The organism is Bradyrhizobium sp. RT6a, assembly GCF_040547675.1.
GTDB lineage: Bacteria > Pseudomonadota > Alphaproteobacteria > Rhizobiales > Xanthobacteraceae > Bradyrhizobium.
This window is the reverse complement of sequence record NZ_JBEPQC010000001.1, coordinates 1009035-1024049: the sequence shown is the minus strand read 5'-3', so window position 1 is coordinate 1024049 and position 15015 is coordinate 1009035. Positions and strand designations below refer to the sequence as shown.

Sequence of the window (15015 nt, the reverse complement as noted above, 5' to 3'; positions counted from 1 at the left end):
CCACACACCGCCAAATTTCTCGACGACACGAAAAAACAGTCTGACATCCAAGGGAGCGAAACATGTTGAAACTGAAGACGACCTTCCTCGCGCTGGCGCTGGCCGGCGCTGCGACGATGGCCGCGGGCGTCACCGCCTCAGCCCAGGACAAAGCAACAGTCGGCATCGCCATGCCGACTAAATCGTCGGCGCGCTGGATCGACGACGGCAACAACATGGTCAAGGTGCTGAAGGAGCGCGGCTACAACACCGACCTGCAATATGCCGAGGACGACATTCCGAACCAGCTCTCGCAGGTCGAGAACATGGTGACCAAGGGCGCGAAAGCGCTGGTGATCGCCGCGATCGACGGCACCACGCTCTCCGACGTGCTCAAGCAGGCGAAAGCAAAGGGCATCACCGTGATCGCCTATGACCGCCTGATCCGCGGCACGCCCAACGTGGACTATTACGCGACCTTCGACAATTTCCAGGTCGGCGTGCTCCAGGCCGAGTCGATCGTGCAGGGCCTCGGCCTCAAGGATGGCAAGGGTCCGTTCAACATCGAGCTGTTCGGCGGCTCGCCCGACGACAACAACGCCTACTTCTTCTACAACGGCGCGATGAGCGTGCTGAAGCCGTACATCGATAGCGGTAAGCTCGTCGTCGTCTCCGGCCAGATGGGCATGGACAAGGTCGCGACCTTGCGCTGGGACGGCGCCACGGCGCAGGCCCGCATGGACAATCTGCTCAGCGCCTACTACGGCAACAAGAAGGTCAACGCGGTGTTGTCGCCGTATGACGGCCTGTCGATCGGCATCATCTCCTCGCTGAAGGGCGTCGGTTATGGCAGCGCCGGCCAGCCGATGCCTGTCATCTCGGGCCAGGATGCCGAGGTGCCCTCGATCAAGGCGATGCTGCGCGGCGACCAGTATTCGACCATCTTCAAGGACACCCGCGATCTCGCCAATGTGACCGCCGACATGGTCGACGCTGCGCTTGCGGGCAAGCAGGTCACCGTCAACGACACCAAGACCTACGAGAACGGCGCCAAGACCGTGCCGTCCTATCTGCTCAAGCCGGTCGTGGTCTACAAGGACAATTGGGAGAAGGTCCTGGTCGAGAGCGGCTACTACAAGAAGTCGCAGTTCCAGTAAGGCCACTTCCTTTTCCCGATGGGGATGAAATGCGTGTCCACATACTCGTCATGGCCGGGACAAGCCCGGCCATGACGACGTGGAAAAGTCCGGGAGAATGATCCGATGACCGCAATGCTGGAGATGCGCAACGTCAGCAAGAGCTTTTCCGGCGTGCAGGCGCTGCGCGACGTCAACTTCTCGGTTGAAGCCGGGCAGATCCACGCCCTCGTCGGCGAGAACGGTGCCGGCAAGTCCACGCTGATGAAGGTGCTCAGCGGCGTCTACCCGGCCGGCAGCTACGAGGGCACCATCATCTTTGATGGCGAGGAGCGCCGCTTCCGCGACATCAACGATTCCGAGGCGCTCGGTATCATCATCATCCATCAGGAGCTGGCGCTGATCCCGCTGATGTCGATTGCCGAAAACATCTTCCTGTCGCATCCGCCGTCCAAGCTCGGCGTCATCGATCGCGACGAGGTCTATCGGCGTACCCGGGAACTCCTGGCGCAGGTTGGCCTGAAGGAATCACCGGATACGCTGATCACCGATCTCGGCGTCGGCAAGCAGCAGCTCGTCGAGATCGCCAAGGCGCTGTCCAAGCGGGTGCGGATGCTGATCCTGGACGAGCCGACCGCTAGCCTCAACGAGGCCGACAGTGCCGCGCTGCTCGAACGTCTCATGGCCTTCCGCGAGCAGGGCATCGGCTCGATCCTGATCTCGCACAAGCTGAACGAGGTCGCCCGCGTTGCCGACCACATCACCGTGCTGCGCGACGGCCGCACCGTTGACGGCATCGATTGCCGCGCCGAGCCGATCCAGGAAGACCGCATCATCCGCAGCATGGTCAACCGCGATCTCGCCCATCGCTTTCCGGAGCGCAGTGCAAAGATCGGCGAACCCGTCCTCACCGTCGAGAACTGGTCGGTCTACCATCCCATCCATCCCGAGCGGCAGGTGATCAAGAACGTCGACTTCAGCGTGAAACGCGGCGAGGTCGTCGGCATTGCCGGATTGATGGGCGCCGGCCGGACCGAATTCGCCATGAGCCTGTTCGGCCGTTCGTGGGGCACCACGATCAGCGGTCGCATCCGGCTCGAGGGCCATGAGATCGTGCTGCCCAACGTCGCGGCCGCGATCGACGCCGGCCTTGCCTATGTCACCGAGGACCGCAAGCAGCTCGGACTTATCCTCGCCGACGACGTCCGCAAGAACATCACGCTCGCAAGCCTCGACCAGGTCGCGCCGAACCGCGTCATCGACGACATCGCCGAGCTGAAGGTCGCCAGCGACTACCGCAACCGGATGCGCATCCGCTGCTCCGACGTCTATCAGGAGACCGGCCAGCTCTCCGGCGGCAACCAGCAAAAAGTCGTGCTGTCGAAATGGCTGATGACCGACCCCAAGGTCTTGATCCTGGACGAGCCGACCCGGGGCATCGATGTCGGGGCCAAATACGAGATCTACTGTATCATCAACGAGCTTGCAGAGGCCGGCCGCGGCGTGGTGGTGATCTCCTCGGAGATGCCCGAGCTGCTCGGCATCTGCGACCGCATCTGTGTCATGAACGACGGCGCCTTCGTCGGAGAGTTCCCCGGCACCGAAGCGACGCAGGAAAAGATCATGCGCGCCATTATGCGCAACGACAGAAATTATGGAAGCCGCGCCCTGGCGGGTGCCGAGATGGGAGGATCGCAGCCATGACCGACAAGACGGTTTCGCTGCCCGAGGCGGGCCGGCACGGCAGCTTCATCAAGAACAATTTGCGCACCTACGGCATGCTGATGTCGCTGATCGCGATCATGCTGTTCTTCCAGGTCATGACCGGCGGCACGCTGCTGCAGCCGCTCAACCTGACCAATCTGGTGCTCCAGAACAGCTACATCGTCATCATGGCGCTGGGCATGCTGCTGGTCATCGTCACCGGCCATATCGACCTCTCGGTCGGCTCGGTCGCGGGCTTCGTCGGCGCGGTGGCCGCCGTGCTGATGGTGACCTACAAGATCGACTACACGCTCGCCTTCATCGCCTGTCTGCTGCTGGGCGCCGCGATCGGCGCCGCACAGGGCTATTGGGTGGCCTATTTCAAGATTCCGTCCTTTATCGTGACGCTGGCCGGCATGCTGGTGTTCAAGGGCCTCGCACTCGCGGTACTGCAGGGCCAGTCGCTCGGACCGTTCCCGGCGACCTTCCAGAAACTGTCCTCCGGCTTCATTCCCGAGCTCTTGCCGGAGGCCGGCACCCTGCATCCGACATCCATGCTGATCGGTGCGGTGCTCGCGCTCGGCCTCGTCTACGCCAGCGCCAGGGGAAGGTCGCGCGAGCAGTTGCACGGCATCGAGGTCGAGCCCTACGCGTTCTTCCTCGGCAAGAGCATCCTGCTCGCCTGCGCCGTGCTCTATTTCACCTATCTGATTGCCTCGCATCGCGGCCTGCCCAACGTGCTCGTGATCATGGGCGCGTTGATCGCGCTCTACGGCTTCGTCACCCGCCGCACCGTGATCGGCCGGCAGATCTATGCGGTCGGCGGCAATGCCAAGGCCGCAAGCCTGTCGGGTATCAAGACGGAACGGTTGACCTTCCTCACCTTCGTGAATATGGGCGTGCTCGCTGCGCTCGCCGGCCTTGTCTTCGCCGCGCGGCTCAACACCGCAACGCCGAAGGCAGGTCTCGGCTTCGAGCTCGACGTCATCGCCGCCTGCTTCATCGGTGGCGCCTCAGCCTATGGCGGTGTCGGCCGCGTCGGCGGCGCCGTGGTCGGCGCCATGATCATGGGCGTGATGAACAACGGCATGTCCATCCTCGGCATCGGCATCGACTATCAGCAGGTCATCAAGGGCCTGGTCCTGCTCGGGGCGGTGTGCATCGACGTGTATAATCAGCGGAGATGAGGCTGCGGCAGTCATTACTGCGTCGTGAAGAGCACCGCCGCGATCGCGACGGAGAGGCTCACCGCCGAGACGGTTGCCACGGTCGACAGCACGCCCATTCGCCGGAGTGCGACGGCGAAGACAATGATGATGGGCGTCGCGGTCATCAGCCCGATTTGTGCATCGCTCATGTCATGGCTCGCAGCTCCATGGAACCTTGGAGTGCTTCGTACCGCGACCCGGCCGACCGGACGTTGCGACGGCGCAAATAAATAGATCGGCATTCCCCAAGTTTGTCCGGCAGCAAACTCGGATCGGCGCGGCCGAGCTAAGTCTGGCCGGTGTCCTGATCCGGAAGAGCAGATGTCGGCAGCCGATTGCGAACCACAGGGAGCTGGCTGGGGAATTCTGGACGATCTTCCCGGCGATCCCATGATCTGGGTGCTGATCTTCAGCGAGCTCGCCGCCTTCGGCCTGTTTCTCGGTACGTTTACGGTCGCTCGCGCGATCCATCCGGCCGTGTTTGCGGCGGGGCAGGCGGCGCTTGATCCGGGTCTCGCCGGATTGAACACTGTCGTGCTGGTGACGAGCGGTTGGGCCGCAGCCCGGGCTACGAAGGCCGCGCGGGCCAGCGAGAGGCGGGCGACACGTTACTGGCTCCTCACGGCCATGGGGCTTGGCGGCCTGTTCGTGGCGATCAAGCTCGGCGAATATGCCGAAGAGATCGGACGCGGCATCGGACTCGAGACCAGTCCGTTCTTCACACTCTACTTCCTCCTGACCGGCTTCCATCTCCTGCATGTCTGCCTCGGTATCATCATCCTAGCCGTGGTCTGCCGCCGCGCGGAGGCGTTCAGCGTCGAGACGGGAACGGCCTTCTGGCACATGGTCGATCTGGTCTGGATCGTGATGTTCCCGATTCTTTATCTGGTGCGGTGACGATGCCGGATCGCCTGGACTTCACCTGGCTCGCGCTGATCGGCCTCGCACTCGCGACCGTCCTGGTGCCGCCGCTGGTGCCGCGGCCGCTGCTCGGCAACGCCCTGCTGCTGGCCCTCGCCGCAGTCAAGGGGCGCCGGATAGCGCTCGATTTCCTCGATCTTCGCGCAGTGCCCGCGCTCTGGCGCGGCCTCGTCAGCGCCTGGATCCTCGTCGTGGTGCTGTTTGCCTGGCTCACATCCGCAGTCATCGCCCTGATCTGACTCACTCCTTGCGCCCTGACAAAGAACGGGCCGGGCCAATCGGCAATAAATCGCATCACCGATTTACGCGACAGGACTCAATTGAAAGGATTGGCAATGGCTGAACGCCTGACCAAGTCGGCCGCTCGAAATGTCTTCTACGGCGGCTCGGCCTTTTTCTTCGCCATCTTCATCGGGCTGACGGCGCACAGCCACTACTACATGGCCACGACCTCGACGGACGCGGCGACGCTGACGTCGTCGGTCGCCCGCGGCAAGCATGTCTGGGAGAAGAACTCCTGCATCAACTGCCACACGTTGCTCGGCGAAGGCGCCTATTTCGCGCCCGAAGTCGGCAACGTCTGGGATCGATGGGGCGGCAAGGAGGATCCGGCCGGCGCGCGAGAGACGCTGAAGGCCTGGATGCAGTCGCAGCCCTCGGGCGCGGAGGGGCGGCGGCAGATGCCGCAGTTCAACCTCACCGACCAGGAGCTCAACGATCTCGCCGATTTCCTGCAATGGGTGAGCACGATCAAGCGCCAGGATTGGCCGCCGAACAAGGCCGGCTAAGCCCACCCGCTTTCCTCTTTCAAGACAGAGAGAACCGAGATGAAATATCAGACCCAGAAAGTCGCGATGCTGTATTTCTACGGCGCGCTGACCCTGTTCCTGGCCCAGGTCCTTTTCGGCCTCCTCGCCGGGACCATCTACGTCCTGCCCAACACGCTGTCGGTGCTGCTGCCGTTCAACATCGTCAGGATGATTCACACCAACGCGCTGATCGTGTGGTCGTTGCTCGGCTTCATGGGCGCGACCTACTTCCTGCTGCCCGAGGAGACCGAGACCGAGCTGTACAGCCCGCTGCTCGCAAAGATCCAGTTCTGGATGTTCTTCGGCGCAGCGGGCGTGGCGGTGGTCGGCTATCTCTTCCACTACCACGAGGGCCGTGAGTTCCTTGAGCAGCCCTTCATCATCAAGGTCGGCATCGTCGTCGTCTGCCTGATGTTCCTGTTCAACGTGACCATGACCGCGCTCAAGGGGCGCAAGACCACGGTCACCAACATCCTGCTGTTCGGCCTGTGGGGCGTTGCGATCTTCTTCCTGTTCGCCTTCTACAATCCGGCGAACCTCGCGGTCGACAAGATGTACTGGTGGTACGTCGTCCATCTCTGGGTCGAGGGCGTCTGGGAGCTGATCATGGCCTCCGTGCTCGCCTATCTCATGATCAAGCTCAATGGCATCGATCGCGAGGTGGTGGAGAAGTGGCTCTACGTCATCATCGGCCTTGCGCTATTCTCGGGAATTCTCGGCACCGGCCACCATTTCTACTGGATCGGCGCGCCCGGCTACTGGCAGTGGATCGGCTCGCTGTTCTCGACGCTCGAGGTCGCGCCGCTCTTCACGATGGTGATCTTCACGGTGCAGATGACCTGGAAGGCCGGCCGCAAGCATCCGAACCGCGCCGCGCTGCTGTGGTCGGTCGGCTGTTCGGTGATGGCGTTTCTGGGCGCCGGCGTCTGGGGTTTCCTGCACACGCTTTCCTCGGTGAACTACTACACCCACGGCACCCAGGTCACCGCTGCGCACGGCCATCTCGCCTTCTTCGGCGCCTATGTGATGCTCAATCTTGCCGTGATGGCCTACGCCATCCCGCAGATCAAGGGACGCGCGCCCTATAACCAGTGGCTCAGCATGACGAGCTTCTGGATCATGTGCACGGCCATGATGACCATGACGTTCGCGCTGACCTTTGCCGGCGTGATCCAGGTCCATCTCCAGCGCGTGCTCGGCCAGGGCTACATGGACGTGCAGGACCAGCTCGCCTTCTTCTACTGGGTGCGGCTCGGCTCCGGTGCGTTCGTCGCGATCTCCGCGCTGATGTTCGTCTGGGCGGTGCTGGTGCCCGGCCGCGAAAAGCTGGCGACCATTCCCGCCGCGCTGCAGCCGGCCGAGTAAGCGTGACGGCGGCCGCGTTTCATCGCGGCCGCCGCTTCAGGAATTTTCGGAGAGAGATCATGAAAGCAGCCCTTCACGCCTTGGCCGCGCCCGCACCCGCGCTACCGGCCTATGTCGCAAGCGGCAACGAATGCGCCCTGTTCGAGCACGCCTGGCGGCACCGGCTTCCGGTCCTGCTGAAGGGGCCGACCGGTTGCGGCAAGACGCGTTTCGTCGCGCATATGGCGGCGCGGCTGGGCTTGCCGCTCCACACCGTCGCCTGCCACGACGATCTCACCGCCGCCGATCTCACCGGCCGCTATCTGCTGAGAGGCGGCGACACCGTGTGGACCGACGGTCCGTTGACGCGCGCGGTCCGCGAGGGCGGCATCTGCTATCTCGACGAGGTGGTGGAAGCCCGCAAGGACGTCACCGTCGTGCTGCATCCGCTCACCGACGACCGCCGTATCCTGCCGCTGGAGCGAACCGGCGAGGAGCTCGTTGCTCCCGCGAGCTTCATGCTCGTTGTCTCCTACAATCCCGGTTACCAGACCCTGCTCAAGGCGCTGAAGCCGTCGACGCGGCAGCGCTTCGTTGCCATCGAGTTCGGCTTCCTGCCGGCCGAGCAGGAGATTGCGGTGGTGTCGGCCGAGAGTGGGCTGCCGCCGGATCGCGTACGGCCGCTGGTCGCGCTTGCCGGGCGTCTGCGGGCGCTGAAGGGGCATGATCTGGAGGAGGGCGTCTCGACCCGGCTCGTGGTGTATTGCGCGACCTTGATTGCGGCGGGAGTCTCGATCGCCGATGCGGTGCTCGCCGGCATGATCGAGCCGCTGACCGACGATTCCGATGTCAAGGCGGCGCTGCTGGATGCCGCGCGCGCCGTGATTGGATGAGGCAGGTTCCATGCTCGACTTCCTCGAACTGGAGGAGACGGTCGGCCGCGCCTGGCACCGCATGGTCGGCGGCACCGCGAGCTATCCGGTTCACGATGATCACGCGGTCGCGCTTGCGGAGGTGAGAGGCCGGCTCGCGGTGATGTTCCGTGCGCTGGGCGGCGAGACGGGCGTTCAGATCGCGAGCGCAGGCGCACGCAGGGCGGGCCATCGGCTCGGCTGGCGGCAACGCATCGGCCTTGGAGACGAACGTCTCGAACAGCCGGGCCGCGACGCCACGACCATCTTCCTCCCCGACCGCATCGCGATATATGCCGACCACGACCTCAACGCATGCCTCTATCGCTGGCTTGCGGCGTGGTTCGCGGTCGCGCCGATCGAGACGATCACGGAGGATGATCCGCTGCGGCGGGACCTTCTGGTCTTGCGCCGGGCGAGCGAGACGGCGGTCTTCGTGCTCACGCAGTTTCCCGGGCTCGCTGCTGATTACGCGCGGCTCACCGCCGCAACTGCCGAAGCCCGGCCGCGACGTCCGTTGCCGCGTCTTGAGCAGGAGATCGAGCGGATCGTGCTGGCCTTGCTCGGGACCGGAAAGGCGCCCGCAGGCCAGCTGTGGCCGGCGATGGTGGGGACAGGTCCGCTGCCGGACAAGTCGCCGCCGGGCTATCGCTCGGTCCTACCCTGTCCGCTCTGGGGCGATTGCTGGACGCGCGAGCTCTCGCCTGTGCATGCGGGCGACGACGCGTGCGCGCCGGGCGCGGGGGCCGCCGCCGAGGACAGCCGCAAGCGCTTTGCCGTGCGCGAGCGCGAGGACAACGCCAACCGCCGCGATCCCTTCGTGCTCAACCGCTTCGAAAAGATTCTCGCAATGGCCCAGATGGTCAATGTCGACCGTCCGGCTGACGACAGCGAGGACGAGGATGCGCAGAAGGCCGCCGACGATCTCGAGGAGATGACGCTGAGCCGGCGCAGCGGCAAGCCGGCGAGCCGGCTAAAATTCGATCTCGACCTGCCGCCGGAAGCCCTCGACGCGTCGCCGCTGAACGCAGACCTCACCTATCCCGAATGGGACTACCGCAGCAGCTCCTACCTGCCCGATCACTGCCGCGTGCTCGCGGGCGCCGCATCCGAGACCGGCGAGACCTGGTCGCTCGACGAGTATATGCGCCGGCATATCCGTCAGGTGCGGCGGCGCTTCGAGATCTTGCGGCCGCGCCACGAATTGATGCGCGCCCAGGCCGACGGGCACGACCTCGACCTCGACGCGCTCGTGCGCGCCCGGTGCGATCTTCGCGCCGGCAGCGGCGGCGGTCTCGATCGCATCCATGTCGCGATGCGCCCGCAGGGGCACGATCTCGCCGTCACACTGCTTGTCGATGTCTCGCTCTCGACGGACGCTTGGGTCGACGGCCATCGCGTGCTCGACGTCGAGAAGGAGGCGCTGCTCGTGCTCGCGCATGGCCTGTCGGCCTGCGGCGACCACCACAGCATCCTGACCTTCACGTCGCGCCGGCGATCCTGGGTGCGGCTCGAAACCGTCAAGGCCTTCGGCGAGCGCATGAGCGGGGCAGTGGAGCGTCGTATCGGCGCGCTGAAGCCTGGCTATTACACGCGGATTGGCGCGGCGGTGCGCCACGCCTCGGCCGGGCTCGCCCGTCAGCCGCAGCGCAAGAAGCTGCTGCTCGTCCTCACCGACGGCAAGCCGAACGATGTCGATCATTACGAAGGCCGTTTCGCGGTCGAGGACACCCGCAAATCGGTGCAGGAGGCGCGCCGGCTCGGCATTGCCGCCTTCGGGGTGACGGTGGACGCAACCGCGCAATCCTATTTCCCGACGCTGTTCGGGCGTGGCGGGTACGCCATCGTCGGCAATATCCGCCGACTGCCCGCGGCGCTGCCGGCGATTTACCGGCAGGTGGCGCACTGATTCAGGAAAGGGTGCGGCGTTCCGGTCTCGGGTGAGCTATTGCCCATGTATTGGGTATATGATCGAATGGCGGGATGAACCAGGGCCGGCTGAAACCTGATCTGATCGTCTTCGACTGCGACGGCGTGCTGGTGGACAGTGAGCTGTTGAGCTGTCGGTGCCTGTCCGACGCGCTGGCCGAATGTGGCATCGCGCTGAGCCCGGAGCAGGCGCTCGAACTCTTTCTCGGACGTAGCACCAAGGCGGTAGAGCAGCATTATCGGGATCTCGGACAGGTCGTGCCGGACGGCTTTCTGCCGCGCTTGAAGTCGCATGTGTTGAGCAGGTTCGCCGGATCACTCCAGCCGATCGCGGGTGTGGCCGCCGTGATATCGGAATTGCGGGCACCATTCTGCGTGGCTTCGTCCAGCGACATCGACCGTGTCGCGCTCTCCCTTGACGTCACCGGGCTCGCACCACATTTCGGCGACCGGATCTACACCGCGCAGATGGTCAGGCATGGCAAGCCGGCGCCCGATCTCTTTCTCCACGCGGCCGAGCAGATGGGCGCGCAACCGGCGCGCACGCTGGTGATCGAGGACAGTGCGAGCGGTGTGCAGGCGGGGAAGGCGGCCGGCATGACGGTCTGGGGATTTGCCGGCGGCAGCCATTATCGCGGACGCGACGGGCAGGCTATATTGTCGGGCGCGGGGGCCGACCGGGTCTTCGCGCGCATGATCGATTTCTGGAAGGACGCCTGACGCCGCCATGGCCGCCGAGAACGAAAGGTCCAGGCTCGATGATGCCGCGCGTGCCGGCTGGCTCTATTTCATTGCCGGTCACACCCAGGACGAGATCGCGAAGATGCTCCAGGTCTCGCGCGCGTCGGCGCAGCGGCTGGTGTCGCTGTGTCTCGCGGAACGGCTCATCACCTTCCGGCTCGAACATCCCATCGCCGCGTGCATGGAATTGGCGGCGCGTCTGAAGGAGCGTTTCCAGCTTACCCATTGCGAGGTGGTGCCGGCGGATTCCGCCGCGCCGCAGGCCACAGCGGGCATTGCCGAACGCTGCGCCAACCTGCTCGATTCCACCCTGCGTGCGGAGACCCCCGTCATCGTCGCGCTCGGTACCGGCCGGGCCGTGCGGGCCGCGGTCGAGCGCGTCACGCCGATCGACCGGCCCAACCACCAGATCGTCTCGCTGGTCGGGAATATCTCCGCCGACGGTTCGGCGAGCTTCTACGACACCGTCGGCCGGCTCGCCGACCGCACCGGCGCGCGGCACTATCCGATGCCGCTGCCGTTCCTGATGTCGTCCGAAGACGAGCGCAACAAGATGGTCCGGATCGAGCCGATCGCGAAGGTGAAGGCGGTCGCGGCCAAGGCGGATTTACGTCTCGTCGGCATCGGCCAGATGGACCAGAAGGCGCAGGTCCATGTCGACGGCTTCGTCACCCGCGACGAATTGTTCGAGATGATGCGGCAAGGGGCGATCGGCGAGATCACCGGATGGGCCTATGATTCCAAGGGCCGGCTGCTGAAGGCCGGAACCAACAGGCGCCTGACCAGCATCCCGCCGGAGGTCCCGGCGAAGACCACCACGATCGGCGCCGCGGTCGGTGCGGCCAAGGTGCCGGCGATCGCGGCCGCGTTGAATGGACGGTTGATCAACGGGCTGATTACGGACGAGGCGACCGCGAGGGCGATTCTGGAGCGGTAGGGCGGCGATCTCGCCCCTCGCACTGCTGTCATCATCCACGAAGGCGGATGATCCAGTACGCCGCGGCGCCGCTTGAGGCAAACCAACAGACGGCACGGAGTACTGGATGCCCCGCCTACGCGGGGGCATGACGGGGAGGGCGACGCACCAGCTCCCTGCATCGCAGCACTCATAAGTTGCCGAAACGCCCGCGCGCCTGCTTGACAACGGCCCGCCCTCGGTCGAACATACGCCCAACGCGTGGGCATATGCTCAAAAGCGCGATCCTAGGGAGGTCACCGTGAAACACGTCCTCGGCGCCGTCTGCGGCGCGTCTTGCCTGTTGCTGGCCGTCCCCGCGATGGCCGAAACGACCCTGACGATCGCCACCGTGAACAACGGCGACATGATCCGCATGCAGGGGCTGACGGCCGAATTCACAAAGAAGAACCCCGATATATCGGTCAAATGGGTGACGCTTGAGGAGAATGTGCTGCGCCAGCGCGTCACCACCGACATCGCCACCAAGGGCGGCCAGTTTGACGTCCTCACCATCGGCACCTACGAGGTGCCGATCTGGGCCAAGAAGGGCTGGCTGGTGCCGCTCGCCAATCTCGGCGCCGACTACGACGTCGCCGACCTCCTGCCCAAGATCAAGGATGCGGTCTCCGTCGACGGCAAGCTCTACGCCGCGCCGTTCTACGGCGAGAGCTCCATGGTGATGTACCGCACCGACCTGTTCGACAAGGCCGGCCTCAAGATGCCGGAAAAGCCGACCTGGGATTTCGTCGTCGACGCCGCCAAGAAGCTCACCGACAAGAGCGCCGGCGTCTACGGCATCTGCCTGCGCGGCAAGGCCGGCTGGGGCGAGAACATGGCGTTCCTCTCCGCCATGGCCAACTCCTATGGCGCACGCTGGTTCGACGAGAAGTGGCAGCCGCAGTTCAACACGCCGGAATGGAAGGCGACGCTCACGACCTATGTCGACCTGATGAAGCAGGCCGGACCTCCGGGTGCGAGCTCGAACGGCTTCAACGAGAACCTCGCACTGTTCAATGCCGGCAAGTGCGCGATGTGGATCGATGCCACCGTCGCGGCGTCCTTCGTCACCAATCCGAAGGACTCCAAGGTCGCCGACAAGGTCGGCTTCGCGCTGGCGCCCAACACCGGGCTCGGCAAAAACGCCAACTGGCTGTGGGCCTGGAATCTCGCGATCCCCGCCGGCTCCAAGAAGACGGAGGCGGCCGAGAAGTTCATCGCATGGGCAACGAGCAAGGACTACACCAAGACCGTCGCCGCGAAGGAGGGTTGGGCCAACGTGCCGCCGGGCACCCGAACCTCGCTCTACCAGAACCCTGAATATCTGAAGGTCGCCCCGTTTGCGAAGCTGACGCTGGCCTCGATCGATGCCGCCGATCCGAACAAGCCGACGGTGAAGCCGGTGCCCTACGTCGGCGTGCAATATGCGGCGATCCCCGAATTCCAGGGCATCGGCACGCAGGTGGGCCAGCAGTTCTCGGCCGCGCTTGCGGGATCGATGACGGTCGATGCCGCGCTCACCGCGGCGCAATCTTCAACCGAGCGCGAGATGAAGCGCGCGGGTTACATCAAGTGAACGCGAGCTCCCCCTCCTGAGCTCGGACTTGCGGCCATCCACCGCTCCAGATGGATGGCCGCCTTCTTCCCGCAAGCGGACAAGTCAAGAATGGCAACCCGGCAGACGCAGCTTCTCGCACGGACGCTCCTGACGCCGGCCGTCGGACTGCTGTTCATCTGGATGATCGTCCCGCTCGCGCTGACGCTCTATTTCTCGACGCTGCATTACAGTCTGCTGGATCCCGGCTCGGAAGCGTTCGTTGGGCTGGAAAATTTCCGCTACTTCCTCACCGATCCCGCGTTCCTCGCGTCGCTCCAGAATACGCTGGTGCTGGTCGGCTCGGTGCTGGCCCTGACCGTCCTGCTCGGAATTCCGCTGGCGCTGTTGCTCGACCAGCCCGTGATCGGCCTCAACATCGTGCGGCTGATGGTGATCGCGCCGTTCTTCGTCATGCCGACAGTGAGCGCGCTGGTCTGGAAGAACCTGTTGATGCATCCGGTGTCCGGGCTGTTTGCCTGGATCGCGTCGGTGTTCGGGTTGACGCCGATCGACTGGTTCACCGACGCGCCGCTGCTCGCCGTGATCCTGATCGTGTCCTGGCAATGGCTGCCGTTTGCGACGTTGATTTTGCTCACTGCGATGCAGTCGCTCGATGAGGAGCAAAAGGAAGCCGCCGAAATGGACGGCGCCAGCGCGGTCTCGACCTTTATCTACATCACGCTGCCGCACCTCGCGCGCCCCATCACGGTGGTGATCCTGATCGAGACGATCTTTCTGCTCACCGTCTTCGCCGAAATCTACGTTACCACGGGCGGCGGCCCGGGACTGTCGACCACCAACATCGCCTTCCTGATCTATTCGCAGGCACTGATCCAGTACGATGTCGGCACCGCCTCGGCCGGCGGCCTCGTCGCTGTCGTGATCGCCAACATCGTAGCCTTCTTCCTGGTCCGCATCGTCGGCCGCAACCTGGAGGCATGAGACATGGCGCGGATGGCGACGAGGCAGCGGGTAGTGGTCTCGACGATCGGGGCGTGGTTCTTCGGCTTCCTGATCTTCTTCCCGATCCTCTGGACGGTGCTGGCGAGTTTCAAGACCGAACTTGAGGCCTTCGCGATTCCACCGTCCTTCCTGTTCTTCCACTGGACCACCGAGAACTACGCAACGGTGCAGGAGCGTAGTGACTATTTCCACCACGCGCTGAACTCGATCATCATCGCCGGCGGTTCGACGCTCATTGCGCTTTTGATCGCCATTCCCGCAGCCTGGTCGATGGCGTTCTCGCCGACCAAGCGCACCAAGGACATTCTGCTCTGGATGCTCTCGACCAAGATGATGCCGCCGGTCGGCGTGCTGGTGCCGATCTACTTGATCTACAAGTCCTTCGGCCTGCTCGATTCCCGCATCGGCCTCGTCTTCATCCTGTGCCTCGGCAATTTGCCGATCGTGATCTGGATGCTCTTCACCTATTTCAAGGAGATCCCGCGCGACATCCTGGAAGCCGCGCGCATGGACGGCGCCACCATCGGCCGCGAGCTGGTCTATGTGCTGACGCCGATGGCGATCCCGGGCCTAGCGTCGACCATGCTGCTGAACCTGATCCTGGCCTGGAACGAGGCGTTCTGGACGCTCAATCTGTCGACCTCGAACGCTGCGCCGCTCACGACGTTCATCGCATCCTATTCGAGCCCGGAAGGGCTGTTCTGGGCAAAGCTGTCGGCGGCTTCCACGTTGGCGATCGCGCCTATTCTCGTCCTCGGTTGGTTCAGCCAGAAGCAGCTCGTCCGCGGGCTCACCTTTGGCGCGGTAAAGTAGGAAGG

Annotated in this window: 15 protein-coding genes; 14 read left to right on the top strand and 1 reads right to left on the bottom strand. The window is 64.3% G+C overall.

What is annotated here, in order from left to right; all coding sequences use genetic code 11:
- The first annotated feature begins 62 nt into the window (after nt 1-62).
- The 3 genes from chvE (at nt 63) to mmsB (ending at nt 4006) form a co-directional block, all read left to right on the top strand.
- Nucleotides 63-1136 (top strand): multiple monosaccharide ABC transporter substrate-binding protein, encoded by a 1074-nt coding sequence (gene chvE, locus ABIC03_RS04995; RefSeq protein ID WP_354056027.1) that lies wholly within the window; start codon nt 63-65, stop codon nt 1134-1136.
- A 105-nt stretch (nt 1137-1241) separates the two neighbouring features.
- Nucleotides 1242-2819 (top strand): multiple monosaccharide ABC transporter ATP-binding protein, encoded by a 1578-nt coding sequence (mmsA, locus tag ABIC03_RS04990; protein WP_354056025.1) that lies wholly within the window; start codon nt 1242-1244, stop codon nt 2817-2819.
- Nucleotides 2816-4006 carry a multiple monosaccharide ABC transporter permease gene (gene mmsB / locus ABIC03_RS04985; protein ID WP_354056023.1) on the top strand — a complete coding sequence of 397 codons (1191 nt, stop codon included), beginning with the start codon at nt 2816-2818 and terminating at the stop codon, nt 4004-4006. The genes mmsA and mmsB overlap by 4 nt, the downstream gene beginning before the upstream one ends.
- A gap of 14 nt (nt 4007-4020) precedes the next feature.
- On the opposite strand, the gene ABIC03_RS04980 is transcribed toward mmsB, so the two are convergent.
- Nucleotides 4021-4176 (bottom strand): hypothetical protein, encoded by a 156-nt coding sequence (locus ABIC03_RS04980; protein WP_275167650.1) that lies wholly within the window; start codon nt 4174-4176, stop codon nt 4021-4023.
- A 172-nt stretch (nt 4177-4348) separates the two neighbouring features.
- Here ABIC03_RS04980 and ABIC03_RS04975 point away from each other — a divergent pair, with 172 nt between their 5' ends.
- The 11 genes from ABIC03_RS04975 (at nt 4349) to ABIC03_RS04925 (ending at nt 15010) form a co-directional block, all read left to right on the top strand.
- Nucleotides 4349-4924 carry a cytochrome c oxidase subunit 3 family protein gene (locus tag ABIC03_RS04975; RefSeq protein ID WP_354056021.1) on the top strand — a complete coding sequence of 192 codons (576 nt, stop codon included), beginning with the start codon at nt 4349-4351 and terminating at the stop codon, nt 4922-4924.
- Between the two features lie 2 nt (nt 4925-4926).
- On the top strand, nt 4927-5187 hold the full coding sequence (locus tag ABIC03_RS04970) for a cytochrome C oxidase subunit IV family protein (protein WP_354056019.1): 261 nt from the start codon (nt 4927-4929) through the stop codon (nt 5185-5187).
- A gap of 96 nt (nt 5188-5283) precedes the next feature.
- Nucleotides 5284-5736, top strand: a complete 453-nt coding sequence (locus ABIC03_RS04965; RefSeq protein WP_007608447.1) for a c-type cytochrome — start codon at nt 5284-5286, stop codon at nt 5734-5736.
- A 39-nt stretch (nt 5737-5775) separates the two neighbouring features.
- Nucleotides 5776-7122 carry a cbb3-type cytochrome c oxidase subunit I gene (locus ABIC03_RS04960; RefSeq protein ID WP_354056017.1) on the top strand — a complete coding sequence of 449 codons (1347 nt, stop codon included), beginning with the start codon at nt 5776-5778 and terminating at the stop codon, nt 7120-7122.
- Nucleotides 7123-7181: 59 nt separating this feature from the next.
- Nucleotides 7182-7994, top strand: coding sequence for a CbbQ/NirQ/NorQ/GpvN family protein (locus ABIC03_RS04955; RefSeq protein ID WP_354056015.1), 813 nt, complete (start codon nt 7182-7184; stop codon nt 7992-7994).
- Between the two features lie 10 nt (nt 7995-8004).
- A complete protein-coding gene (locus ABIC03_RS04950; RefSeq protein WP_354056013.1) occupies nt 8005-9921 on the top strand; it encodes a VWA domain-containing protein in 1917 nt (638 codons plus the stop codon).
- Nucleotides 9922-9995: 74 nt separating this feature from the next.
- Nucleotides 9996-10661, top strand: a complete 666-nt coding sequence (locus ABIC03_RS04945; RefSeq protein ID WP_354056011.1) for an HAD family hydrolase — start codon at nt 9996-9998, stop codon at nt 10659-10661.
- A gap of 7 nt (nt 10662-10668) precedes the next feature.
- Complete coding sequence (locus tag ABIC03_RS04940) at nt 10669-11619, top strand: sugar-binding transcriptional regulator (protein ID WP_354056009.1); 951 nt, start codon at nt 10669-10671, stop codon at nt 11617-11619.
- 280 nt (nt 11620-11899) lie between these two features.
- The gene (locus ABIC03_RS04935; RefSeq protein ID WP_275167642.1) at nt 11900-13213 is read left to right on the top strand and encodes an ABC transporter substrate-binding protein; all 1314 of its coding nucleotides are present in this window, start codon (nt 11900-11902) and stop codon (nt 13211-13213) included.
- A 90-nt stretch (nt 13214-13303) separates the two neighbouring features.
- On the top strand, nt 13304-14176 hold the full coding sequence (locus ABIC03_RS04930; RefSeq protein WP_354056006.1) for a carbohydrate ABC transporter permease: 873 nt from the start codon (nt 13304-13306) through the stop codon (nt 14174-14176).
- A gap of 3 nt (nt 14177-14179) precedes the next feature.
- Nucleotides 14180-15010: a carbohydrate ABC transporter permease gene (locus ABIC03_RS04925; RefSeq protein WP_354056004.1), complete on the top strand. Its 831-nt coding sequence runs from the start codon at nt 14180-14182 to the stop codon at nt 15008-15010.
- The last annotated feature ends 5 nt before the right edge of the window (nt 15011-15015 follow it).

Coding starts and splice junctions, on each gene's coding strand:
- chvE (WP_354056027.1), top strand. CDS start 63: ATGTTGAAACTGAAGACGACCTTCCTCGCGCTGGCGCTGGCCGGCGCT.
- mmsA (WP_354056025.1), top strand. CDS start 1,242: ATGACCGCAATGCTGGAGATGCGCAACGTCAGCAAGAGCTTTTCCGGC.
- mmsB (WP_354056023.1), top strand. CDS start 2,816: ATGACCGACAAGACGGTTTCGCTGCCCGAGGCGGGCCGGCACGGCAGC.
- ABIC03_RS04980 (WP_275167650.1), bottom strand. CDS start 4,176: ATGAGCGATGCACAAATCGGGCTGATGACCGCGACGCCCATCATCATT.
- ABIC03_RS04975 (WP_354056021.1), top strand. CDS start 4,349: ATGTCGGCAGCCGATTGCGAACCACAGGGAGCTGGCTGGGGAATTCTG.
- ABIC03_RS04970 (WP_354056019.1), top strand. CDS start 4,927: ATGCCGGATCGCCTGGACTTCACCTGGCTCGCGCTGATCGGCCTCGCA.
- ABIC03_RS04965 (WP_007608447.1), top strand. CDS start 5,284: ATGGCTGAACGCCTGACCAAGTCGGCCGCTCGAAATGTCTTCTACGGC.
- ABIC03_RS04960 (WP_354056017.1), top strand. CDS start 5,776: ATGAAATATCAGACCCAGAAAGTCGCGATGCTGTATTTCTACGGCGCG.
- ABIC03_RS04955 (WP_354056015.1), top strand. CDS start 7,182: ATGAAAGCAGCCCTTCACGCCTTGGCCGCGCCCGCACCCGCGCTACCG.
- ABIC03_RS04950 (WP_354056013.1), top strand. CDS start 8,005: ATGCTCGACTTCCTCGAACTGGAGGAGACGGTCGGCCGCGCCTGGCAC.
- ABIC03_RS04945 (WP_354056011.1), top strand. CDS start 9,996: ATGAACCAGGGCCGGCTGAAACCTGATCTGATCGTCTTCGACTGCGAC.
- ABIC03_RS04940 (WP_354056009.1), top strand. CDS start 10,669: ATGGCCGCCGAGAACGAAAGGTCCAGGCTCGATGATGCCGCGCGTGCC.
- ABIC03_RS04930 (WP_354056006.1), top strand. CDS start 13,304: ATGGCAACCCGGCAGACGCAGCTTCTCGCACGGACGCTCCTGACGCCG.
- ABIC03_RS04925 (WP_354056004.1), top strand. CDS start 14,180: ATGGCGCGGATGGCGACGAGGCAGCGGGTAGTGGTCTCGACGATCGGG.